This window comes from Casimicrobium huifangae, from assembly GCF_009746125.1.
GTDB classification, from domain to species: Bacteria; Pseudomonadota; Gammaproteobacteria; order Burkholderiales; family Casimicrobiaceae; genus Casimicrobium; species Casimicrobium huifangae.
Genome location: NZ_CP041352.1, coordinates 3740674 through 3763486 on the forward strand (window position 1 = coordinate 3740674; position 22813 = coordinate 3763486).

26 protein-coding genes are annotated in these 22813 nt (G+C 62.3%); 2 read left to right on the top strand and 24 right to left on the bottom strand.

Annotated elements, in window-relative coordinates; all coding sequences use genetic code 11:
- Window positions 1-6: 6 nt before the first annotated feature.
- Genes FKL89_RS16865 through mpl form a run of 3 tightly spaced genes read right to left on the bottom strand, consistent with a single transcriptional unit; the run spans window position 7 to window position 3657 of the window.
- On the bottom strand, window positions 7-915 hold the full coding sequence (locus FKL89_RS16865) for a 5'-nucleotidase (RefSeq protein ID WP_156863898.1): 909 nt from the start codon (window positions 913-915) through the stop codon (window positions 7-9).
- Window positions 916-925: 10 nt separating this feature from the next.
- Window positions 926-2284 (bottom strand): methyltransferase domain-containing protein, encoded by a 1359-nt coding sequence (locus FKL89_RS16870; protein ID WP_156863899.1) that lies wholly within the window; start codon window positions 2282-2284, stop codon window positions 926-928.
- Window positions 2285-2295: 11 nt separating this feature from the next.
- Window positions 2296-3657 carry a UDP-N-acetylmuramate:L-alanyl-gamma-D-glutamyl-meso-diaminopimelate ligase gene (gene mpl / locus FKL89_RS16875; RefSeq protein ID WP_156863900.1) on the bottom strand — a complete coding sequence of 454 codons (1362 nt, stop codon included), beginning with the start codon at window positions 3655-3657 and terminating at the stop codon, window positions 2296-2298.
- Between the two features lie 149 nt (window positions 3658-3806).
- Between mpl and FKL89_RS16880 the strand changes: the two genes are divergently transcribed.
- Window positions 3807-4583, top strand: coding sequence for a ferritin-like domain-containing protein (locus FKL89_RS16880; protein WP_156863901.1), 777 nt, complete (start codon window positions 3807-3809; stop codon window positions 4581-4583).
- Window positions 4584-4663: 80 nt separating this feature from the next.
- Here the strand turns inward: FKL89_RS16880 and FKL89_RS16885 are convergent, their stop codons facing one another.
- Both FKL89_RS16885 and FKL89_RS16890 read right to left on the bottom strand, forming a co-directional pair.
- Window positions 4664-5647: a Bug family tripartite tricarboxylate transporter substrate binding protein gene (locus FKL89_RS16885; RefSeq protein ID WP_156863902.1), complete on the bottom strand. Its 984-nt coding sequence runs from the start codon at window positions 5645-5647 to the stop codon at window positions 4664-4666.
- A 105-nt stretch (window positions 5648-5752) separates the two neighbouring features.
- Window positions 5753-6823, bottom strand: a complete 1071-nt coding sequence (locus FKL89_RS16890) for a tartrate dehydrogenase (protein ID WP_156863903.1) — start codon at window positions 6821-6823, stop codon at window positions 5753-5755.
- A 161-nt stretch (window positions 6824-6984) separates the two neighbouring features.
- Between FKL89_RS16890 and FKL89_RS16895 the strand changes: the two genes are divergently transcribed.
- The gene (locus FKL89_RS16895) at window positions 6985-7929 is read left to right on the top strand and encodes a LysR substrate-binding domain-containing protein (RefSeq protein WP_156863904.1); all 945 of its coding nucleotides are present in this window, start codon (window positions 6985-6987) and stop codon (window positions 7927-7929) included.
- A gap of 15 nt (window positions 7930-7944) precedes the next feature.
- Here the strand turns inward: FKL89_RS16895 and FKL89_RS16900 are convergent, their stop codons facing one another.
- The 19 genes from FKL89_RS16900 to lptA form a co-directional block, all read right to left on the bottom strand.
- On the bottom strand, window positions 7945-8280 hold the full coding sequence (locus tag FKL89_RS16900; RefSeq protein WP_156863905.1) for an Mpo1-like protein: 336 nt from the start codon (window positions 8278-8280) through the stop codon (window positions 7945-7947).
- Window positions 8281-8368: 88 nt separating this feature from the next.
- Window positions 8369-9235, bottom strand: coding sequence for a cell envelope integrity protein TolA (gene tolA, locus FKL89_RS16905; RefSeq protein WP_156863906.1), 867 nt, complete (start codon window positions 9233-9235; stop codon window positions 8369-8371).
- 12 nt (window positions 9236-9247) lie between these two features.
- The gene (locus FKL89_RS16910) at window positions 9248-9652 is read right to left on the bottom strand and encodes an ExbD/TolR family protein (protein WP_238363405.1); all 405 of its coding nucleotides are present in this window, start codon (window positions 9650-9652) and stop codon (window positions 9248-9250) included.
- A 133-nt stretch (window positions 9653-9785) separates the two neighbouring features.
- Window positions 9786-10460, bottom strand: a complete 675-nt coding sequence (gene tolQ, locus FKL89_RS16915) for a protein TolQ (protein ID WP_156863908.1) — start codon at window positions 10458-10460, stop codon at window positions 9786-9788.
- The gene (locus FKL89_RS16920; RefSeq protein WP_156863909.1) at window positions 10457-10909 is read right to left on the bottom strand and encodes a YbgC/FadM family acyl-CoA thioesterase; all 453 of its coding nucleotides are present in this window, start codon (window positions 10907-10909) and stop codon (window positions 10457-10459) included. Before FKL89_RS16920 ends, tolQ begins: the two co-directional genes overlap by 4 nt.
- A complete protein-coding gene (gene ruvB, locus FKL89_RS16925; protein WP_156864766.1) occupies window positions 10906-11943 on the bottom strand; it encodes a Holliday junction branch migration DNA helicase RuvB in 1038 nt (345 codons plus the stop codon). Before ruvB ends, FKL89_RS16920 begins: the two co-directional genes overlap by 4 nt.
- A 433-nt stretch (window positions 11944-12376) precedes the next feature.
- Window positions 12377-13216, bottom strand: a complete 840-nt coding sequence (locus FKL89_RS16930; protein ID WP_156863910.1) for a Pre-rRNA-processing protein TSR2-like — start codon at window positions 13214-13216, stop codon at window positions 12377-12379.
- A 554-nt stretch (window positions 13217-13770) separates the two neighbouring features.
- The gene (gene ruvA / locus FKL89_RS16935; RefSeq protein ID WP_156863911.1) at window positions 13771-14355 is read right to left on the bottom strand and encodes a Holliday junction branch migration protein RuvA; all 585 of its coding nucleotides are present in this window, start codon (window positions 14353-14355) and stop codon (window positions 13771-13773) included.
- A 142-nt stretch (window positions 14356-14497) separates the two neighbouring features.
- Window positions 14498-15049 (bottom strand): crossover junction endodeoxyribonuclease RuvC, encoded by a 552-nt coding sequence (gene ruvC / locus FKL89_RS16940; protein WP_156863912.1) that lies wholly within the window; start codon window positions 15047-15049, stop codon window positions 14498-14500.
- Window positions 15050-15137: 88 nt separating this feature from the next.
- Window positions 15138-15488: a heavy metal-binding domain-containing protein gene (locus FKL89_RS16945; RefSeq protein WP_156863913.1), complete on the bottom strand. Its 351-nt coding sequence runs from the start codon at window positions 15486-15488 to the stop codon at window positions 15138-15140.
- A 9-nt stretch (window positions 15489-15497) separates the two neighbouring features.
- Window positions 15498-16223, bottom strand: a complete 726-nt coding sequence (locus FKL89_RS16950) for a YebC/PmpR family DNA-binding transcriptional regulator (protein ID WP_156863914.1) — start codon at window positions 16221-16223, stop codon at window positions 15498-15500.
- 54 nt (window positions 16224-16277) lie between these two features.
- On the bottom strand, window positions 16278-16916 hold the full coding sequence (locus FKL89_RS16955; protein WP_156863915.1) for an LON peptidase substrate-binding domain-containing protein: 639 nt from the start codon (window positions 16914-16916) through the stop codon (window positions 16278-16280).
- A 29-nt stretch (window positions 16917-16945) separates the two neighbouring features.
- On the bottom strand, window positions 16946-17812 hold the full coding sequence (gene rapZ, locus FKL89_RS16960; RefSeq protein WP_156863916.1) for an RNase adapter RapZ: 867 nt from the start codon (window positions 17810-17812) through the stop codon (window positions 16946-16948).
- Between the two features lie 16 nt (window positions 17813-17828).
- Window positions 17829-18767, bottom strand: a complete 939-nt coding sequence (gene hprK / locus FKL89_RS16965; RefSeq protein ID WP_156863917.1) for an HPr(Ser) kinase/phosphatase — start codon at window positions 18765-18767, stop codon at window positions 17829-17831.
- 17 nt (window positions 18768-18784) lie between these two features.
- Complete coding sequence (locus FKL89_RS16970; protein ID WP_156863918.1) at window positions 18785-19237, bottom strand: PTS sugar transporter subunit IIA; 453 nt, start codon at window positions 19235-19237, stop codon at window positions 18785-18787.
- 157 nt (window positions 19238-19394) lie between these two features.
- On the bottom strand, window positions 19395-19721 hold the full coding sequence (hpf, locus tag FKL89_RS16975; RefSeq protein ID WP_156863919.1) for a ribosome hibernation-promoting factor, HPF/YfiA family: 327 nt from the start codon (window positions 19719-19721) through the stop codon (window positions 19395-19397).
- A 65-nt stretch (window positions 19722-19786) separates the two neighbouring features.
- A complete protein-coding gene (locus tag FKL89_RS16980; RefSeq protein WP_156863920.1) occupies window positions 19787-21454 on the bottom strand; it encodes an RNA polymerase factor sigma-54 in 1668 nt (555 codons plus the stop codon).
- A 6-nt stretch (window positions 21455-21460) separates the two neighbouring features.
- Complete coding sequence (lptB, locus tag FKL89_RS16985) at window positions 21461-22183, bottom strand: LPS export ABC transporter ATP-binding protein (RefSeq protein ID WP_156863921.1); 723 nt, start codon at window positions 22181-22183, stop codon at window positions 21461-21463.
- Window positions 22155-22805, bottom strand: coding sequence for a lipopolysaccharide transport periplasmic protein LptA (gene lptA / locus FKL89_RS16990; RefSeq protein WP_162527563.1), 651 nt, complete (start codon window positions 22803-22805; stop codon window positions 22155-22157). Before lptA ends, lptB begins: the two co-directional genes overlap by 29 nt.
- Window positions 22806-22813 lie beyond the last annotated feature (8 nt).

Consider the following 22813-nt stretch of genomic DNA (forward strand, 5'->3'; position numbering starts at 1 on the left):
CAGGGTCTACTGCCTGTTCGTGATGCCGTGCGGAACGTGCCCGGCGGTGACCACCCGGCTGGCCGATTCCACATGGCGCCGCTGGTCGTCGAAAAAGATGTCGGCGCCGAAGGCGCGCAGGAATTCGGCCTTGTCGAGCCCGCCCAGAAAGAGCGCTTCGTCGATACGAATGCCCCAGTCACGCAGCGTGCGGATCACGCGCTCGTGTGCTGGCGCCGAACGCGCTGTTACCAGCGCCGTGCGGATCGGCTGGCGATCGCGCGGGAATCCGGTCTGGATGCGATGGAGCGCCGCCAGGAAGTTCTTGAACGGCCCACCGCCCAGCGGCGTCCCGGCGGCCTGTTGTTCGGATTGGCTGAACGCGTCAAGTCCGGCTGACTGATAGACGCGTTCAGCCTCGTCAGAGAACAATACCGCGTCACCGTCAAAGGCGATGCGCAGTTCATCATGGGCGGAACTGTCGGCGGTGCGTTCGCCCACCTGCGGCACGATGGTTGCCGCTGCGTGCCCCGATTCGAGCGCATGCCGGACGTCCTCCGGATCAGCCGACAGAAACAGGTGGGAACCGAGCGCAGGCACATAGCGCGACGTGTCAGTACCGCCGGTAAACACCGCACGTGTGATGCCGAGCCGGTAGTGTGTGATGGCGTTGAATACGCGCAGGCCGGTATCAGCGCTATTGCGCGACAGCAGCACCACCTCTACATGCTCTCCGCCACCCTCGTTGAGGCGTAACAGCTTGCGTGTCAGCTCAAAAGCCACACCGGGTTGCAGCAAGTCGTTCTCATGCGCCACCTGATGGCGCTGGTAGGCTTCAACGCCGTCGCGCTCATACACAGCGTGGCTCTCCGACAGATCAAACAGCGCCCGCGATGAAATCGCGACAATCAGGCGGTGATCAATGGCGGCCGGCATGGTTGTCGCGCTACAGCGGCTTTTGTGCGGAAACGATAAATCCGGGGATGGCAACGCCGTTTTCGGTGCGCAGATCAACGTCCTCGAATTCACACGCCACAAACCCAAGCTGGTCAAGCAGCGTGCGCACGTGGCTGGCCTTGTGCGAGTAACGAAGGCTCTTCTCCAGCACCAGATCCGGTCCGTCTTCCGCAGCACGTTCGCACGAGAAGAAAATCCAGCCACCACGCTTGAGCACCTTGAACGCGTCGCGCAAAGGTGTTTCGACGGCGCCGACGTAGATGAACACATCGCCGGCGACAACCACGTCAAACTCGTTGGCGTCGGTCGCGTCCAGCGCATCCAGCAGGTTGACATGGTGGAAGCGTGTGTAAGCCCCGTGCTTCTTCGCTTCCTCGATCATCGGCAGCGACAAATCGACCCCGACAAAGTGTCCGTCGATACGCCCGACTGAGGCACCCACCAGGCCGGTGCCGCAGCCCAGGTCGAGGATGCTCAGCTTGCGGTCGGGATAGCGGTCCGTGATGAGCTTGGCAATGCGCTGCGGCACCCGATACTTGAGCGCACCGACCAGATGCTTGTCGAACCGGGGAGCGTACTGGTCAAACACGCCGCGCGTCATCGCTTCGGGTTGCCGCTCTGGCGTCTCGCCACTGAACGCGGCGCGCAGATAGAGAAACTCGGGGTCATCGGGCTGCAGGCGCAAGGCCTCGGCTATCTGGCGTTGTGCAGTATCGCGGTCGCCCTGTTCATGAGCCACCATGGCCAGACCGTAGTGCGCGTAGACATCGTCGGCGTTGTCGGCAATGGCATCACCGAACCACTGCCGGGCCTCCGCCAGTTTCTGCTGAAAGCGCATGGCGCTGGCGATCATGGTCTTGATACCGGGCACCTTGGGGTCGCGTTCGTAGGCGATGCGTAGATGCGCCTCGGCGGCCGCGTAGTCACCAAGTGCATTGGCGAGATTGACTGCCAGCTCGCGAAACTTCATGTTGTCTGGCGCCAGTACCAATGCCTTTTCCGCGCTCAAGCGGGCACCAGCGACGTCACCTTCTGCCCTGAGCGACTCGGCCAGACAATAATGCGGCATCGCCAGCATCGGCGCCAGATCAACGGCGCGTCGCGCTGACGCCAGCGCGCTCTTGGCGTTACCCGCGCGCAGCGCCAACAGCCAACCTGCCACGTAGATGCGGGCGTCGCTGGCATCTTCCTTCTGCAGCTCATTGAGCGCTGCAGCTGCCTCGGTCAACCGGCCATCCTGGATGTCACGATCAATCGCCTGAAAGCGCTTTACCTTGGCCTGATCCTTTTCACGCTCGACATCGGCCTTGGTCTTGAGCGCTGGCAGGGAATACGGAGAACTGGACATATGAGGATTGGCTAAGCGAGAGCGTGCAGGGAAAGTTGAAGTTGTTTGAGCAACTTGTCATGGATGCCACCAAAGCCTCCATTGCTCATCACGAGAATATGGTCACCAGGGCGTGCGTCACAAGCCACGGCACGTACCAGCTCATCGAGATTCCGGTAGTCGGCAGCGCGCGCACCCAACGGTCGCATTGCTTCTGCAACGTCCCAGTTGACGCCGCCGGAGAAGGAGTAAGCGCGCGCAGCGTCGTCGAAACAGGATGACAGACGGGCCCGCATCGCTCCCAGTTTCATCGTGTTGGAGCGGGGTTCGAACACGGCGAGGATGCGCTCGTCCGGTCTGGCTGCCCGCTTGAGCGCTGTGATCGTGGCAGCGATTGCCGTCGGATGGTGAGCAAAGTCGTCGTAGACCTTGACACCGCCGACTTCGCCGCGCAGCTCCATGCGCCGCTTGACGCCTTTGAAGCTGGTCAACGCCGCCACCGATTGTGCGGGTGAAATGCCGACATGGCGCGCCGCCGCGATAGCGGCCAGTGCGTTGAGACGATTGTGCTGCCCCGGCATTGCAAGCTCCAGCACGCCAAAGCGTTCGCCACCGAAGTCCACCCGACCGTCGGTCGTCAGATGCCAGCCCTGCTCCACGCCAAAGGCCTCGCGCCCGCTCCAGCAGCCCATCGCCAGCGCTTCGGCGATCTCCGGGTCAGTGCCGTTGAAGATGACGCGCCCGATGGCGGGGACGATGCGAACCACGTGGTGGAACTGGCGACGGATTGCAGCGACGTCCGGAAAGATGTCGGCATGATCGTATTCGAGATTGTTGAGTACCAGGGTGCGCGGCTTGTAGTGCACAAACTTGCTGCGCTTGTCGAAGAAGGCGGTGTCGTATTCGTCGGCCTCGATCACGAAGGGATGATCGTCGGCGACTTTGCCGAGCCGCGCCGAAACGCCGAAGTCCTGCGCCACACCACCGATCAGAAAGCCCGGATCGCGCCCCGCGTGGGTCAATATCCATGCCAGCATCGACGTGGTGGTCGTCTTGCCGTGCGTGCCGGCGACTGCCAGCACGTGGCGATGCCGAAGGACGTGGTCGGCCAGCCATTGCGGTCCGGACACATAGTCCAGATTGGCGTCGAGAATTGCCTCAATCAGGGGGTTGCCGCGGGTGATGACATTGCCAATGACGAAACAGTCGGGCTGGAGCTTCAGCTGGTCCGGCGAATAGCCCTCAATCAGCTCGATGCCGAGCGACTTGAGCTGGTCCGACATCGGTGGATAAACGTTGGCATCGCAGCCGGTGACCTTGTGGCCTGCCTCGCGCGCAAGCGCCGCAAGGCCACCCATGAAGGTGCCGCAAATGCCGAGAATGTGGATGTGCATGAAACGCGATAGGGAACGACCTGGCTCAACACGCCTTGCCGTAGAACTCTGGGTAACCGGTAATTATCCCAGCCTTGACCGACCGCAGTAACCGGCGGTCGCTGGCGGGAGACAATTGATGCCCATCGCCGCAGTATGCCCCGTCCAACATGACATCGTTGCGCCAGCTATGCCTTGCCGCTCTCGTTGCATCCGATCCGGATGACAAGCTGGCAATGGTTTCCTCGTTAGCGAGTGCCAACACCATGCCGGAACCGGCGGAAAGACTGGCCGAGCCAGCCAGCCTGCCCGGTCGCCCGCCCCGTCCGCATATGGTCGCCCCCAAGGACGTACCGCAGCGCTCCCTGGGCAATGTCGAGGGCCGCGCGGCACTGCTGCACGCGTTGGCCCACATCGAGTTCAATGCGATCAATCTGGCACTTGATGCTGTCTGGCGCTTTGATGGCATGCCCGAGCAGTTTTACCGCGACTGGCTCAAGGTAGCGATTGAGGAGGCCTATCACTTCCGCCTGCTGCGCGAGCGGCTGTCGACCCTTGGCTATGCCTACGGCGACTTTCCGGCGCACAACGGTCTGTGGGAGATGGCGGAAAAGACCAAAGGCGATGTGCTCGCCCGACTGGCGCTGGTGCCGCGCACGCTCGAGGCACGCGGGCTCGACGCGTCACCGCCGATCCGCGCCAAACTGGCGGGGGCAGGCGACATGGACAGCGCTGCCATTCTTGACATCATCCTGCGCGACGAAATCGGCCATGTTGCCATCGGTAATCACTGGTACCGATACGTCTGCGACCAGCGCGGCGTTGACCCGGTGATCACCTACGCACAACTGGCAGAGCATCATCGCGCGCCCCGACTGCGTGGCCCATTCAATCTGGAAGCACGGCGTGCAGCGGGTTTCGAGCAGGCGGAACTGGACGCGCTATAGGCGCACACTCGTGCCCAGGGGCATTTGCACCACGGTCACAACGGGCAGGCGCGCCCAGCAGCGACTGGTCCCCCGATGAATCACTCAATCGTCACCTTTGCCTCACGGACAAGGTGCGCGAACTTCTCGGTGTCGTCACGGATCTGCTTCGCCATCTGTTCCGGTGTGTTGCCGACGGGCTCGGCGCCGATGTCTGCCATGCGTTTGCCGAAGTCGGGAGACTGAATGATCTTCATCGATTCGCTCGACAGCCGGGCGACGATCTCCCTGGGCGTGCCGGCAGGCGCGAGCAGGCCGAACCAGGTGCCGATGTCGAAACCCTTCAGGCCCGATTCGGCCAGTGTTGGTACATCTGGCAGCGCACTTGACCGTTTGGCAGTAGTGACCGCCAGCGCACGCAGTTTGCCAGCCTTGATGTGTGCCAGCACCGGCGTGACGGTGTCAAACGACATCGCGACCTGACCGCCGAGCAGATCGGTCGTCAGCGGGCCGCTGCCCTTGTAAGGCACATGCACCAGGCCCACGCCGGAGAGGTTTTCGAACTGGGTGCCGATCAGATGTTGCGCGGTGCCATTGCCGTTGGAGCCGTAAGTCAATTTGTCCTTGGCGGCCTTGCCCTGGGCAATGAGTTCGGCGACTGACTTTGCCGGGTTCGCAGCGCTGACGGTCAATACATTCGGCACCAGGGCGATGGTGGTGATCGGCACGAAGCTCTTCTGGAAGTCGTACGGCAACTTTTTGTAGACGCTGGTAGCGATAGCGTGATGCACCGCGCCAACGAGCAGCGTATGACCGTCCGGCTTCGCTTTCGCCACGAAGTCGGCGCCGATGGTGGCGCCGGCCCCCGGTTTGCTCTCGACAATCACCGGTTGCCCAAGCGCTCTGGCGAGCGGCTCGGCGAGCGAGCGCGCCAGCACGTCCGTGGTGCCACCTGCCGGGAACGGCACGATCAGCGTGATGGGTTTGTTCGGCCAGGATTGCGCGTGAACGCCCGTCGGCAGGCTGGCGGCGAGCGCAATGCCGACTGCAACGGCAAAACGGAGTGGTCGTGAGGTGAAGTTCATGTTGGGTTCCTCCTTGTTTATCGTCGTAGTTCAGGAGCAGCGTGGTCGCGACTACCGCGTGTGGTCATCGCTGTCGCAGCCGGGGCCGCTCCTGCGGTACGCGCGCTAGGCGCCCCGCAGTTCGCGGCACACGGCGTCGGTCACCTGCGCCGTCGTAGCAGTGCCGCCGAGATCACGGGTGTGCAGTGCAGGGGTCGCCGTGATCTTTTCGATGGCTCGCATCAGGCGTTGCGCGGCGGCGTTTTCGCCGAGATGTTCGAGCAGCATCACGCAGCTCCAGAAGGTACCCACCGGATTGGCGAGGCCTTTGCCCATGATGTCGAAGGCAGAGCCGTGGATCGGCTCGAACATCGACGGGTAGCGACGTTCCGGGTCGATATTGCCGGTGGGTGCGATGCCCAGACTGCCGGCGAGCGCGGCGGCGAGATCGCTCAGGATGTCGGCGTGCAGATTGGTGGCGACCAGGGTGTCGAGGCTCGCGGGGCGGTTCACCATGCGGGCGGTGGCGGCGTCGACCAGTTCCTTGTCCCACTTCACATCGGGAAATTCGCCAGCGACCTGGGCTGCGATTTCGTCCCACATGACCATCGCGTGGCGCTGCGCGTTGCTCTTGGTGACCACGGTGAGCAGCTTGCGCGGCCGTGATTGCGCGAGACGGAAAGCAAAGCGCAGGATGCGCTCAACGCCCGCGCGGGTCATGATGGACACGTCGGTCGCCGCTTCGATGGGATGGCCCTGATGCACGCGGCCGCCAACGCCCGAGTATTCGCCCTCCGAGTTTTCGCGCACGATCACCCAGTTGAGATCTTCCGGCTTGCAGCGCTTGAGTGGGCCATCGATGCCGGGCAGGATGCGTGTCGGACGCACGTTGGCGTACTGGTCGAAACCCTGACAGATCTTCAAGCGCAGACCCCACAGGGTGATGTGATCGGCGATGTGCGGGTCGCCAGCGGAACCGAACAGGATCGCGTCTTTCCCTTTCAACGCGTTGAGGCCGTCGGCCGGCATCATTTCACCGTGCGCACGGTACCAGTCGCCACCCCAGCCGAAATTCTCGAAATCAAACGCGAAACTGCCATCAGCAGCCGCCAGTGCCGCCAGCACGGTTTGCCCGGCGGGCACCACTTCCTTGCCGATGCCGTCACCGGGAATGGTGGCGATGCGATAGGTCTTCATTGCTTGCTCCTGTGTCAGATGATCCGGTTTGCACAAATGCTAGAAGCGACCAGGCTAGCCAAATCACGTCACAGGTGAAAGCATTGTCAACCCATAGTTGACGATATAGTCACGCAACGATTGCAAGTCGTTCGAATCAAACAGGAAAGTTCAATCATTCAATGGAATCGACGCTACCTGCATCCTCTGCCGGTATTCAACCCGTAGATCTTGGCTTTCTCGTCGCACTGGCTGGCGCTGGCAGCATGAGCGCGGCGGCTCGTGAGCTCAGCATCTCGAAAGCTGCGGTCAGCAAGCGCCTGGCGCAGATCGAAGCGCGAACGAGGGTAGTGCTGGTCAACCGCACCACGCGGCGCATGAGTCTCACCCCGGAAGGTGAAGCGGTGATCGAGCGTGCGCGCGGCATCCTTGCTGACATGGAAGAGCTCGACCGCCTGCTGCTTGGCACCCGACAATCGCCGAAGGGGTTGCTGCGCGTGAACGCGACACTCGGTTTCGGTCGCAGCCACGTGGCGCCAGTGATCTCACGCTTCGTGCGCCGCTATCCTGAGGTCGAAGTGCAGTTGCAGCTTTCGGTGAACCCTCCGCCGCTGACCGATGACAGCTTCGACGTGTGCCTGCGCTTCGGTGCACCGCCCGATGCCCGTGTCATCGCGCGTCGGCTGGCACCGAATCGCCGTCTGTTGTGCGCCGCGCCTGCCTACCTGCGCGCGCAAGGCGAGCCGCTGACGCCTGCGGAACTGGCGCGCCATCACTGCATCGGCATCCGTCAGGGCGACGAAGCCTACGGCGTGTGGCGTATCTCATCAGGCAAAGGTGCCCGGCGGCGCACAGAGACAGTGAAGACACGCGGACACCTGACCACCAACGACGGTGAGATCGCCGTCAACTGGGCGCTGGACGGCCACGGCATAGTGATGCGTGCCGAGTGGGACATCGTGCGTTATTTGAAGAGCGGGCGGTTAAGACAGGTGTTGCCGCAATGGGAAACACCAGACGCCGACATCTACGCCGTGTATCGCGAGCAGTTGCAGTTGTCGACGCGGGTACGCACCTTCGTCGACTTCATCGCTGAAGCATTTGCCGCGATGAAGTCGGCACCATAGTGCGAGCAGCCGCGCTTACCCTGAGAACTTGATCTTGGCGGTCAGCAACTGGAACCACATCACCCAGTCGCCCATGAATGAGTACAGCGGCTGCTTGAAGCTCGCCGGCTTGTTTTTCTCGAAACCAAAGTGCCCCACCCAGGCCCACGCGTAGCCCTGCACGATGCCCACCGGAATCAGCCACCAGAGTTTGGTGATGAAGGCCGTGATCAGCAGCGAAAGGCCAACGGAAGTGCCGATAAAGTGCAGCACGCGGCAAACCGGGTTGCGATGCTCGCCGAGATAGAACGGATAGAAGGACGCGAAACTCGTGAACTTCTGAGCCGGTACCTGAGCGATTGCGTCTGCCATGATGAATCCTCCTCGTTACGAACGATAGCGCAGACATCGCGAGTGGACAACTGCCAGCGCGGACGGCCTCCCGCGCGTCAGACGTTGTCTACTCCAGTGGCCGGAACTTGAGCGACAACTGCCGCTGGAACACCTCGGCCTGATCGGGCTTCGGCAGGGGTGACGATTTCAGGATCGCCCTTTCGACCGCCTCATCGTAAGCCCGGTTACCGCTGGATTTGGTCAGCGTCACCGAGATCACTTCACCGGTTGGCAACTGCGTCACCGTGAACTGCGCCTCCGGGTTGCCCGGCACTTCGCTGGCGAGGATGATGTTGCCGCGCACCTTGCCGCGAATCTTCGCCACGTAGTCCGCCTCGGCCCTGGCCCGGGCGCGCGCTGCGGCAGCGTCAGCAGCGGCCTTGGCAGCACGTTCGGCCTCGGCCTTGGCTGCGGCCTCCTTCGCTGCCTTTTCGGCAGCGGCCTGCGTTGCCTGCTGTTCCTTGAGCGCCTTGTCCTGCGCCGCTTTCAGCTCGCGGGCGCGGATTTCGTTCTGCTTCTTCGCCGCATCAGCGTCAGCCTGCTTTTTGGCGGCGTCCTGCTTCGCTTTTTCCTTCGCGGCCTCGGCGGCTTTCAGCTCGTCGGCCTTGCGCTTTGCTTCCTTCTCGGCTGCTTTCTGGCGAGCGATGTCGGCTGCGCTCGGTTGTGGGGGCGGGGGCGGCGGCGCCACTTTCGGTGGTGGCGGTGCTGCAGGTTGGGGTGGCGGCGGAGGCGGAGGCGGCGCGGGTGGTGGTGGCGGTTCAACCGGGTCCGGCACCGGCGTCGGCGCAACGCGCGACACCAGCTCCACCGCCACCGGCTCGTGCGTCACCTGCTTCCAGCGTACGCTGAACACCAGCCCGCCGATCAGCAGTACGTGGACAACGATGGCGCCGATCCACGCTGCGGTCTTCGAGCCTTCGTTGTTGTTGCTCATCAGCAGGGCGCGCTAGCCGCCTTCTTTGGCGACCAGACCCACGCGCTTCACACCCTGTGCGTGCAAAGCGCCGAGCAGACCCACCACTTCGTCGTATTTGACGTTGCGGTCGGCCGCGATGACCACCGGGCGGTCCTTGACCTTCTGCAGCTCCAGCACCCGGTTCACCAGCGTGGCGCGTGTCAGCTTGCCCTGTGTCGCGCTGCCACCATCGCGCATCGACAGCGAACCATCGGCCTTCACCGTCACTTCGATCGGATCGGCCTGCGACGGCGTCAGTGGCTGCCCGACGCTGGGCAGCTCAATCTCGCCAGTACGCAGTGATGGCGTGGCGATCATGAACACTATCAGCAGCACCAGCATGACGTCGATGAACGGCACCACGTTGATCTGGCTGACGAGTTTGCGGCGGCGCACGGTCAGGCTCCCGATTGCGGGTCAGGATCGGGTAGGACGCCGGTGTTGGCAAGTCCGTGAGCCGCAGACAGTGCGAATGCACGGCAAGGCGAAAGTGACAAAGTCATGATCGATTCTGATCCGGAATCATGCGCTAGGCTTGCCGCTGAAGAATGTTCAGAAACTCTTCCGCAAAGGTCTCAAGCTGCGTGTTGATGCGATCGAGCTGGGCCTGGAAGCGGTTGTACGCCACCACCGCCGGAATCGCAGCGAACAGGCCGATGGCGGTGGCGATCAGCGCCTCGGCGATGCCGGGCGCCACCTGCGCGAGCGTGGCCTGGCCGACGCTGGCGAGACCACGGAACGAATTCATGATGCCCCAGACGGTGCCGAGCAGGCCGATGTAGGGGCTCACACTCGCCACAGTGGCAAGACCGGGCAACTGGTGTTCCAGGCCGTCCATTTCGCGCTGCGTCGCGGCCTTCAGCGCGCGACGGGTACCATCGACCACAGCTTCTTTCGACGCCGTTGCCTGCCGCTTTTGCTTGATGAATTCACGAAACCCGGCAGCGAAGACATCCGCTTGCGGCCCGAACTTTTCGCGCCCCTCGGCAATGCGGGCGTAGAGCTGGTTGAGGTCCGAACCCTGCCAGAACGAGTCGTCGAAGCCGGCGTTACGCTTCGCCGCTCGCTTGAGCACGCCGCCTTTGTAGAAGATCAGCCACCACGACCACAGCGAGAGCAGCACCAGCAGCAGCATCACCGCCTGCACCGGCACGCTGGCGCCGGTGATCAGGTGAATGAACGAAAGATCGGCGGTGGGTTTCATTCGGGTGCCTGCGCGGAAGTATTGGGCATCATGGCTTTCAGCGTATCGCGCATCGACTTCGGCATGCGCAGCGGGCCGGAGAGATCGGCGGCGATGAACGCTACTGTGACCGTCGCCGCGAATAACAGTTCTTCGCCACTCGCACCCTGCCGCGTGACGCGTTGGCGGATGACCATGCGGCTGGCACCCACCTCGGTGGGCTCGGCGGTGACAGTGAGCAGATTGCCCAGCGTTGCCGGCAGAAAGTAATCCGCCTCGACCCGACGCACCACAAACACCGCGTTCTGCTCGCGCTGGATCACGTCCAGCTCAAAGCCCGCCGCGCGCAGCCAGTCGCTGCGAGCGCGTTCGATGTAGCGCAGGTAGTTGGCGTAGTAGACGACGGCACCGACGTCGGTGTCTTCGTAGTAGACGCGGACGGGGATGCTGAACACGCTGCGAGCGCTCATTCGGTGAACAATTCGCCAGTACCCATCGCCGCCGGCGGCACCAGACCAAAGTGACGGTACGCCCGTGCGGTGGCCATACGGCCGCGGCTGGTTCGCTGTACGTAGCCTTGCTGGATCAGGAAGGGTTCGATCACATCCTCAATCGTTTCACGCTCTTCGCTGATCGCAGCGGCGAGGTTGTCCACGCCGACCGGACCACCGGAGAATTTTTCGACGATGGTGGCGAGCAGTTTGCGGTCCATCACATCGAGCCCACTGGCGTCCACGTCCAGCATCGACAGCGCCGCATCGGCCACCTCGCGCGTGACGTGCCCCTTCGCCTTCACTTCAGCGAAGTCGCGCACGCGGCGCAGCAGGCGGTTGGCGATGCGCGGCGTGCCGCGCGAGCGGCGCGCAATCTCCAGCGCACCGGCATCTTCCATGTTCACATTGAGCAGGTTCGACGAGCGGGCGACGATGCGCGACAGTTCCTCGTCGCTGTAGAACTCCAACCGCGCCACAATGCCGAAGCGGTCCCGCAGCGGATTGGTCAGCATGCCCGCGCGCGTGGTGGCGCCAATCAGCGTGAACGGCGGCAGGTCGAGCTTCACCGAGCGCGCGCCCGGCCCTTCGCCGATCATGATGTCGATGGCGTAATCCTCCATCGCGCTGTAGAGCGTCTCTTCGAGCACCGCGCTGATGCGGTGAATCTCGTCGATGAACAGCACATCATTCGGCTCAAGATTGGTCAGCAGCGCCGCGAGGTCGCCCTTCTTCTCCAGCACCGGGCCGGAGGTCTGATGCATCGTCACACCCATCTCGCGCGAGATGATGTGCGACAGCGTCGTCTTGCCCAGCCCCGGCGGGCCGAACAGCAGCACGTGATCGAGCGCTTCGCGACGCGACTTCGCCGCCTCAATGAAGATCGAAATCTGGCCGCGAATCTTTTCCTGGCCAACGTATTCATCAAGCTGCTTCGGCCGCAGCGCGCGCTCCAGCGCGTCCTCCTGCGTGCCCTCGCTCTTCGGCGCGATCAGCCGCTCGCCCGCGTCCATGCCTGCAGGCACGCGCGCGGAGGCGGCGCTTGCGAGGGAATCATCATGAATGACCATACAGGTATTGTATTGAGCTCCCGTTCGTGGTGAGCCTGTCGAACCATGAAGCCGTAAACCCCGTAGGGTACGTTCTTAACGCACCTCAAATTAGTCCCCTCTCCCCTTGTGGGAGAGGGCTAGGGTGAGGGGGCGGCGTTGCCAACCAAGTTGGCGGGGTTTACCAAGTCGGGGGTTGCCCGACAGCAAGTAACTTTCTTTTGCTTCGCCAAAAGAAAGTCACCAAAGAAAAGGCGACCCCAGAGATTCGCCGGGAACCCTGCGGTGCTCACAACAGGCGGGCGCCGCACAAATCGCCCGATGGCGCGCTAGCCGCGCGCTGGTGGGCTCATGGTGCGACGCTTGGACCGCCTGTTGCTGCGCTCCTCAGGGCGAATCAATGGGGACCCGGAGTGGTAGTTGATTTGATGGCCTCCGGAATCGACTCTACAGCAGTGGGCAAAGAGTCTTGAGTTGTCTTCGCAGCGGCAAATTCGTCTTCGGCTTCATCGTCAGGCAACGCGTCTGATTCTGGGAACTCCTCGCTTGCTTCCTGTGAGATGTAGCTCATAAGCAGCAGAAGCTCGAGTGTTGAAAACACTATCGTTGCAAAAGAGGCGTTGATCGAAATTACATTGCACAACGGCGTATTAGGAAGGCTAAACGCCGCCGCAATGGTGATCATCCCGATGCAAATGAGAACAAACACGCCCTGAATCGTTTGCAGGTGTAAGCCTGCGACGATGCGCCGCAAATAAAGGATACCGAGTTCGTTAATTTCGTCTTCGAGACGAAGAAAATATCGCGGCAAAATCGAACCGTCTTTTTTGGTCAACCGAGTGCCTGGCTCAACGATTTTTTCCAGAATCGGCTTCATTGGATCGAACTGCAGCCAATGTCCTGTCGTGAGCGTCAGAAGAGGCAGCAGATAAACGTCTCGAATTTCGCGTATGTCAGGATCGTCGGAATCCTTGTGCGCGTCATAGATTTTTTCAACGAGGCTGCGAATATCTGCAATTCTCTTGAGAGAAGACTCCTTGAGCCCTCTGACGTAATTGTTGAGCACGGCGAGTGCTAAGGCTGTGCAAACAGCGAAAATTAGAGCTGTAGCCTGAAGCGCTTTTGATGCGCCTTCACGTAATAGCGTCAGCTCCGCGTATGGGACATAAATGTTTAGTAGCGCAAGCACGACGCACACAATGCCGATGCGAAACCAAGATTTACGGATAAGAGTCATCGTGAGAAATTCAAGGCAATTTCAGCCATATTCTGCTGGATAACACCGCCGACGCGGTGTTATCCAGTACGTGCCCCTTCAGCCCGCGCCGAGGAGCGGAGCAACGGGCAGTCGTGGACCCGAGTAATCTTGCAGGTCCCCGGCGCAATCGGCATTGGGTTGCCGCGTTGGCTGGCTCACAAATGACCGAATCGCTCCTATGGTCGTGATTCGTCCCGCCCGTTGCGAGCATCGGAGGGCGAAGCGGGGTGCAGGGGCTAGCCTTTTTGGTTACTTTTTGGGCAATGCCAAAAAGTAACTGGCCCTGCGCGGCCACAGAGCGCGCTGGTGGCAATTCAATCGACGTTTGCTCTTCTATTTGCGTTCATGGTTCGACAGGCTCACCACGAACGGGGAGGGGAGCCCTTTCGACAGGCTCAGGGCGAACGGGGTAGTGAAGTCGCTCGCCAATCCACACTTGGCTGGTAGCAATTTGTGGCGGGTCAATACCCGCGCTACGGCGTCACGGGTTCATGGTTCGACAAGCTCACCACGAACGGGGGAGGACAGGACGCTTACTTTGCCTTCGACAACAGTTTCAACGCCTGCCGGATCGAATCGTTGAGCGGTTGATCTGCCGGCAAATCGCGGCACGCGGCGGCGGCTTCTTTTTCGCTGTAGCCCAGCGCCAACAGGGCGTTGACCACATCGTCCGCCGGGCTGGCGACGGCGGGCGCGGCGCCTGCGCCAGCAGCGCTGGCGACAACCTTGCCCTTGAGTTCGAGCAGCAGCCGCTCTGCCGTCTTGTTGCCGATGCCTGGCACGCGAGTGAGGCGCTTGACGTCCTGCAGCGCGATGGCCTGATTGAGCTCGGCGACCGAGAGGCCGGAGAGCACCGCGAGTGCGACTTTGGGGCCGATACCGGTGACCTTGATGAGCTGGCGAAATGCCGCGCGTTCGTCCTGGGTGGCAAAGCCGAACAGCAGGTGCGCGTCCTCACGCACGACATAGTGCGTCATCAGTTGCACGCGCTCGCCCGTGGCGGGCAGCGCGTAGAAGGTGCTCATCGGCACGTCAACCTCGTAGCCGACGCCGCCGACGTCAACGATGATTTGCGGCGGTTGCTTGGCGACGAGCTGGCCGGTGAGGCGTCCGATCATGATTTTTCTCTGTCAAAAAGTTATCAGCTTGAGCGTCAAATGGCTTCTGCAAAAGGCTCAACGCGCTAAAACGCCAAAAATCGACTATTGGCAATTTGTAACGAAAAGCCCAGTTCAAATGCGGTTTTCAGCGGAAAGCTGCTCACACCATCCGCCCGCCGCGCTGCCGGATTTTGCGCTTGGCGAGCAGTTCTGGCGCCAGCGCGCCCAAGCCCTGGCGCGAGTGCGCGTGGGTGATGGCGGTGGCGAGCGCGTCGGCGGCGTCGGCCTGTGGTGTGGCGTCGAGCTTGAGCAGGCGTTTGACCATCTCCTGCACCTGCTCCTTCGCTGCCTTGCCGTGGCCCACGACGGCCTGCTTGACCTGCAGCGCGGTGTACTCGTGCACCGTCACACCCGCCAGCACCGCAGCCGTGATCGCGGCACCGCGCGCCTGCCCGAGCAGCAGCGTTGATTGCGGGTTGACGTTGACGAAAACCTTCTCCACCACCACGTCGTCCGGCTTGTGCTGCGTGATGATGCTTTGCACGTCCTCGGCAATGGTCAGCAGGCGCTCCGGCAGGGTGCCGCTATCGTCGGTCTTGATACAGCCGCTGGCGACGTAGGCAAGCTTGCTGCCGCTCTGCTCGATCAGGCCAAAACCGGTGCTGCGCAGGCCGGGGTCGATGCCGAGGATGTAGCGGGCGGTGGCTGCCATCGTTTTCTGGCTGTTGTTGTAGGAGCGGCTCCGCCGCGACGGGCGACGAGGTTCGCCCAAATGTCGCGGCGGAGCCGCTCCCACGGCATCAAACGACCATCTTCACGGCCGTGCCGCTGACGGCCACCATCATCATGCCGTTGGTCTCGCCCAGCACTTCGTAGTCGAAATCAATGCCGATGACGCCGGTGGCGCCCAGTTCCTTTGCGGCGGCGATCATGTCCTCCAGCGCCGCATTGCGAGCGCCCGCGAGCGCACGCTCGTAGCCCCCCGCACGACCGCCGACGATGTCGCGCACCGAGGAGAACATGTCGCGGAAGATATTGGCGCCGATGATCGCCTCGCCGTTGACCACGCCAACATACTGGCTGGTGTCGATGCCCGGTGGCGTGGTGGTTGCCACAAAAAAGCCATCATCCTTCTTCGAGAACCAGCCCATCGCGCGCTCCTATTCCTCAATCACTGCCGAGGTGTAAACGTCCTGCACGTCGTCAATCGTGTCGAAGGCGTCGAGCAGCTTCTGCATTTTCACGGCATCGTCGCCGGTAAACACTACTTCGTTCTGCGCCTTCATGGTGACTTCGCCGATTTCGGATTTGAAGCCCGCCTTGGCAAGCGTTTCCTTGACCGTCACGAAATCGTAGGGACCGGTGACCACTTCGATTGAGCCATCGTCATTGGTCAACACGTCCTCGGCACCGGCTTCCAGCGCGGCTTCCATCAGTTTGTTCTCGTCGGTGCCCGGCGCAAACAGCAGCGTGCCGCAATGCTTGAACAGGAACGCCACCGAGCCGTCGGTGCCGAGATTGCCGCCGTACTTGCTGAAGGCATGGCGCACTTCACTCACGGTGCGCTGGCGGTTATCGGTCAGGCAATCGACGATAATCGCCGCGCCGTTGATCCCGTAGCCCTCGTAGCGGATTTCTTCGTAATTGACACCATCCATCTCGCCAGCGCCGCGCTTGATGGCGCGCTCGATGGTGTCCTTGGCGAGGTTGTTGTCGTAGGCCTTGTCGACCGCCAGCCTGAGCCGCGGATTGCCATCAAGACTGCTGCCGCCCATCTTGGCAGCAACGGTGATTTCCTTGATCAGGCGGGTTGCGATCTTGCCCTTCTTTGCATCCTGACGCCCCTTGCGGTGCTGGATGTTCGCCCATTTACTGTGACCGGCCATAGTGTGCGGACGCACGTCATGGTGCGCCAATATGAAGTGTCGAAACCAGTGATTTTACGAAGCGGCGGCTGCCGGCGCGCCGCTACCCCGTGCCAGCAGCTGTTTGACGGTTTTCAGGCGCAGTACTGCGTCGTTGATTTCCAGCAAGCTCTGCTTGATGCCGGCCGGCAGTTGCAGCATTTCCACCAACCGTGAGCTGACCCACGACGCGTCGTCCAGCTCGATCGGCTCCGCGAAGCGGCTGGCGCCGTTCCGCTCGATCACGCGGCCAAGCAACTGGCCCAGTTCGGCATATTCGTCCGGCAGCTTCAGCTTGGGCTCCGGGCGAATCCAGCGCACGGCAGCGTGATTGAGCCCGGTGCGGCCCAGCGACGAGCGGACAATCTCGAAGCGGTCCTCGCCCACCACGTCCAGCTGGAAGATACCCGCCTGCGGTACATCGTAGGACAGCACACGGACGGCGGTGCCGACGTTGGCGAACGTCTGCTGCGCGCCCACTTCGGCGCCGCTGGTGAGTGTCACCACACCGAACAGCTCACCGTCGGCGATGCGTGCCTTGGCCAGTTCAAGGTAGCGCTGCTCGAATACCTTCAAGCCGACGCGACCGCCAGGAAACAGCGTGGCGCTGAGCGGGAACAGCGAGAGGATTTCCGGAAGTTTTTTCTCCGGCTTGCGGGTGAGGAACGACAGCATGATGTTGGCGGCGCTCTGTGTGCTGGCGCCTATTCTGGTTGGGGGTGCTCGCGGTCGTGGCGCAACACGCGGGCAACGGGTTCGAGCGCTGTTTTCAGCGCATTGGCAACGTAAACGGAGCGATGCTTGCCGCCGGTGCAGCCGATGGCAATGTGTATCCGGGCGCGGTTGTCCGCACTAAAGCCGGGCAGTGATGCGCGAACATAGGTGGCGATGGCATCGACCAGAGCGGCCGTCTCCGGCTGCGCGCGCAGGTAGTCGATCACCGGCGCGTCGCGGCCGGTCAGCGCGGCCAGACCTGGCTCGTAGAACGGATTGGGCAGGATGCGGGCGTCGAACACCAGATCGGCGTCAGGCGGGATGCCCTCGCGATAGGCGAAGGACGAAATTTCCAGCAATGGCCTCTCCGCATGCTCAGTAACTGCGGCGGCAAACTGGCGCACGCGCTGGCGCAGCAGGTGGGTGCTGGTGGCGCTGGTGTCGATGTCGAACGCGCTGGCCGCAACGGCGCGCAGACGCGAGCGTTCTTCGGCAATGGCGTCCTGCAGGGTGGTGTCGTCGCTGGCAAACGGGTGTTTGCGCCGGGTTTCGGCGAAACGCCGCTGCAGGGTCTGGTCGCTGGCATCAATGCGAACAACGCGCAGCGGCAGCGCGGGATGAAGTGCGCGGATGCGGGCAACCCCGTGATCGAAGTCCGCCACAAAAGTGGGGGAATGCGCGTTGACGCTAACCCCGAGCGACTGCGTATGGGTCGCCAGCATGGCATCAACCGTATCGACCAGCAGCGCGACCGGCAGATTGCTGACGATGGCAAAGCCCACATCCTCCAGCGCGCCGAGCGCGACATTTTTGCCGGCGCCGGAGACACCGAGCACGAGGATGATTTGAACTGACAAGGCAGGAAGGGCTGCTTCAGCCCTCCTCCATCAGCTTGGCCTGGCGCTCGATGAATTCGCGCGTGGAATCGATGCCACGCAGGTTCAGCACGAAGTTGCGTACGGCGGTCTCGACCAGCACCGCGAGGTTGCGGCCGGCGGCAACCGGGATGACCACCTTGCGGATCTTCACGCCCAGAATTTCCTGAAAAGTGGCGTTGACGCTCATGCGGTCAAGCCGCTTGAACTGCTCGTCTGTGTGGTCTTCAAGATGCACTATCAGTTTCAGCGACTTGCGCGGCCGCACGGCCGTCTCGCCGAAGGTGGTGCGGATGTTCAGGATGCCGATGCCGCGCACTTCAAGAAAGTCCTTGAGCACGTCGGGACAGCGCCCCTCGATCAGCTCCGGCGACACTTTGTAGACCTCGACAATGTCGTCCGCAATGAGGCCATGGCCACGGCTGATGAGTTCCAGCGCCAGCTCGCTCTTGCCGATCGCGGACGCCCCGGTGATCAGCACACCCATCTCGAGCACGTCGAGGAAGACGCCATGCAGTGTGGCATTGGCGGCCAGCATACGCGACAGATACAGCCGCAGCACATCGACCACATGCGGGCTCGGGTGCGGGCATTGCATCAGCGGCACGTGGGCGCGATCGCACTGCTCGACCATGTAGTCGGGAGGCGCGCCGATGCCGCAGATAAAGACCGCGCCCAGTTCATCGACCAGCAGGCGCGCAAAGGTGGCTTGCTGTTCGGCGGGTGGAAGGGTGCCCAGATAGGCAATTTCGGCCGGCCCGATCAGCTGCACGCGGAACGGGTGAATGAAATTCATGTGGCCAACCAGGCCAACGTCAGCCTGGGCCGTGGTGTCGCGTGACAGCGTACGCCCGCCGCCATCACGGCCAGCGAGCCAGACCAGATCCAGACGTTCCTGATTGTCGGCAAACAGCCGGGAGAGCTCGACGGTTCGCATGGCCGGTCAGTCGGGCGTTATTGCGGCGCGCTGAACAAGGCGTGAATAGCCTTGGGATCGGTCGCCGCCGTGAGCGCGTCGCGGAAGCTGCGATTGGAGAACCGCTGTGCCAGCTCGGACAGGATTTGCAGATGCTCGTCGGTAGCCGCCTCCGGCACCAGCAACACAAAGATGTCGCGCACCGGCTGGTTGTCGGGGGCCTCAAACGGAATCGGTGCCTTCGGCCGCGCGAAGAAACCGATGGCGCGGTCAAGACCACGAATGCGGCCATGCGGAATGGCGATGCCCTGGCCGAGCCCGGTAGAACCCAGCCGCTCACGCGCCAGCAGGCTGTCAACGGTCACGGTGGGGGTCAAGTCGTAGCGCAGCTCGGATTCGAGCGCGATGATCTCGAACAGCCGGCGTTTGTTGGCGACATCAAGGTCGAGCAACACATTTTCTGGCGTCAGGAGATCAGCGAGGCGGCTCACAGGTAGCGATATCCGGAAAGCCCATCCCGCCACATGCGGCGGGATGAACGTGACTAAAGCAGACCAGCGGGGCTTGCCGCTGGCCAGCGACGAAATCCTGCGATTCTAGTGCAGTGCATCAAACACCGCCGCGTGCGCCCGTCGCAGGATGGAACGCTCAGTTGAGGTCAACGCGCTTGCGCTCGAAACCCTCGTCGCGGCTGACCTGCAGCCTTTCCTTGTGGCGCAGCACCTGACGATCCAGCCGGTCGGCCAGCTCATCAATGGCGGCGTAGAGGTTTTCGCCCTCGGACGCGGCGTGGATTTCGCGGCCGCTGACATGCACATTCGCCTCAACCTTTTGCCTCAGTTTTTCAACCGACATGACGACGTTGACGTCGATCACGTGATCAAAGTGACGATTGACCCGATCAAGCTTGGACACCATGTAGGCGCGCAGCGCATCGGTAACCGCAACGTGATGGCCGGTAATGTGCAGATTCATGAACGTACCTCTCGATAACTGGATTGATTGTCCGGCGCAGCGATCCGTTCCCCGACAGCGTGGTATCAGTTGCGCCTTCTCAGGTTGACCGGGGCGATGTTTTGCAGTTCCCGGTACTTGGCCACAGTCCGGCGCGCAACGATGATGCCCTGTTCTCCAAGCATTTCAGCGATGCGGCTGTCGGTCAGCGGCTCGTTGGCATCCTCCTCTGCAATAAGTGACTTGATCATGGCGCGGATCGCCGTCGAAGACGCAGCGCCGCCGGCATCGGTAGCCACGTGGCTGCCGAAGAAATACTTGAGTTCGAAGGAACCGCGCGTCGAAGCAAGGAATTTCTGTGTGGTGACGCGGGAAACGGTCGATTCGTGCAGGCCAAGTGCGTCGGCCACTTCCCTGAGCACCAGCGGGCGCATGGCGACCTCGCCGTGATCAAAGAACGCCTGTTGTCTTTCCACAATCTCGCTGGCTACCCGAAGAATCGTGTCGAACCGTTGAGCTACATTCTTAACCAACCAGCGAGCTTCTTGCAACTGGGTTGACAGCGGAGTGGAACGACCTTCCTTCTGGCGTTGCAGCATGTCGGCATAAACCGTGTTGACGCTCAGCCGCGGCACCGCCACCGGATTGAGTTCGGCCACCCAGCGCCGCTTGCTGCGGCGCACGATAACGTCAGGAATCATCTGCACCGATGAGACATCGGCAAACGGTGCGCCGGGTCGCGGCGTCAGCGTCCGGATCACCGCATGAGCGGCCTTCAGATCCTCATCATCAATGTCGAACAGCTTGCGGATCTGCACGTAGTCGCGGCGCCCGAGCGCATCCAGCGCCTCAGCCACGATGCGGCGGGCGAGACGGACATCGGCATTGTTGCGATGCGACGCCAGCTGCAGCAGCAGGCATTCACGCAAGTCGCGGGCACCGACACCGGGCGGATCAAAGCCCTGCAACAGCCGCAGCGCAGCGGCCCAGTCCGCCTCGGCGATGATCGCTTCACCACTCATTGCATCGACATCGCGCGGCAGCAGGGCCTCAATGTCTTCGCGGGTCACGCCGAGAAAGCCATCCTCGTCGAGACACTCGATCATGGCGCGCAACAGTTGCTCCACCTCGGGAGAGGCGTCAACAAACGGCAGCTGCGAGCGCAGGTGTTCGGTCAGGCTCTCCGGGGCTGATCGTTGCGACTCGAACGATTCGTCGTCGTCGTCGAAGCTGCCTGCCCCGGAACTGCCCCACTCCGAGAAATCAAGGCTCGGCTGGTCACTGTCGGCGCCATCGCCCGCGCCCGGCGCGGTCGCCGTAGCGGCCTCAAAGTCACTGCCTGGTACGTTATCGCCGCCCAGATCGGATTCGAAAACACCCGCTTCAAAGGCGTCCCCGGTATCCGCGCCACCGTCGTTGCCATCCGTCGCATTGATCGCGTCCGCGCCGTTGAGCACCTCGAAGCCAGCTGTGTCAATGCGCTCTGCTGACGCCGCCGCCAGCACATCGCTGCCGTCCAGCACGCTGTCACGCTCGGGCGCAGCGGCCAGCGCATCAAGCGACACCACCAGACCACCGTCACCCTCATCGCCGCCGTCGGCATCAGCCAGCTCCAGCAGCGGGTTTTCAGCGAGTGCGGCGGTGATCTCCTGTTGCAGTTCGAGGGTGGACAGCTGCAACAGCCGGATCGACTGTTGCAGTTGCGGCGTCAGCGTCAGGTGCTGCGCCAGTTTGAGTTGAAGTCCTGCCTTCAATGTCGCCTACAAACGGAAATGCTCGCCCAGATAAACCTTGCGAACCGACTCATTACCGATGATCTCGTCGGGATGTCCGTCGGCCAGCACCCGGCCTTCGCTGATGATGTAGGCGCGGTCGCAGATACCGAGCGTTTCGCGCACGTTGTGATCGGTGATCAGCACGCCGATGCCACGCTCGCGCAGGAAGCGCACGATGCGCTGGATCTCAATCACCGCAATCGGATCAACGCCGGCGAAAGGCTCGTCAAGCAAAATAAAGCGCGGCCGCGAGGCCAACGCACGGGCAATTTCGAGACGGCGGCGTTCGCCGCCCGACAGTGCCACTGACGGCGTATCGCGCAGGTGAGCGATGGCCAGGTCATCAAGCAGCGCCTGCAGTTCGCGGGCGATGACGGAGTCATCCTTCTCCCGCAATTCAAGAATGGCGCGGATGTTCTCGCCCGCTGTCAACTTGCGGAAGATGGAGGCTTCCTGCGGCAGATAGGAGAGCCCCTTGCGCGCGCGCTCATGAATCGGCAGGTGGGTCAGCTCGGTCTGATCAAGCTTGATGATGCCGCCGTCAGCGGCGACCAGGCCCACGATCATGTAGAAGCAGGTGGTCTTGCCGGCACCGTTCGGCCCCAGCAAGCCCACCACCTCACCGCTGTCTACGGTGAGTGATACGTCGTGAACGACGGTGCGTGACTTGTAGCGCTTCTTAAGCGCAACGGCTGAAAGCTGGCTCATTGCGCTTTGGCGGTGTGGCGGCCTTCGCGGCCGCGGGTTTGGCTGCAGGTTTGCTGGCGTCCGCAGCAGCGCCGTCTTTTTTGGGCGCTTCTTCCTTGTCACGCGGCTGCAGCACGAAGGTCACGCCCTTGCCCTCACTGGCGCGCTGTTTGGACTCACGCGCCTCGTACTTGCTGGTCTGGGTGTTGTAGGTAATGTAGTTGGCGCGCGTTTCGTCGTCGCCAACAAACAGGATGGCGTTGCCGAACAGTTCGACGATGCCCTTGCCGCTGTCGTAGTCCACGCGATCGGCGACGCCCTGCGCCCAGTCACCGTTGTCGGTGCGCTGCCGGAAGCAGACCGGTTTGCCGGTCAATGTGGCGTTGTAGTTTTCATCCGCCGAGGTCTGCGCGGTGCCTTTGTCGGCCGCGATGCGCAGCGTGCCCTGGGTGATCACCACCGACTTTTCGAGCCGATAGAACCCCTTGGCGTGGTCGGCGTCACCATCGATGGCGTTGATGGTGACCTTTTCCTTGCGGTCGGCCTTTTCGGCGTGCGCGAGCACGGGTGCCAGCACCGCGAGCAACAAGGCAATTGCACTTGCTGTCCGGTATCGGTGGTTTGGGTACGGCAAATTTGTCATGGCCATTC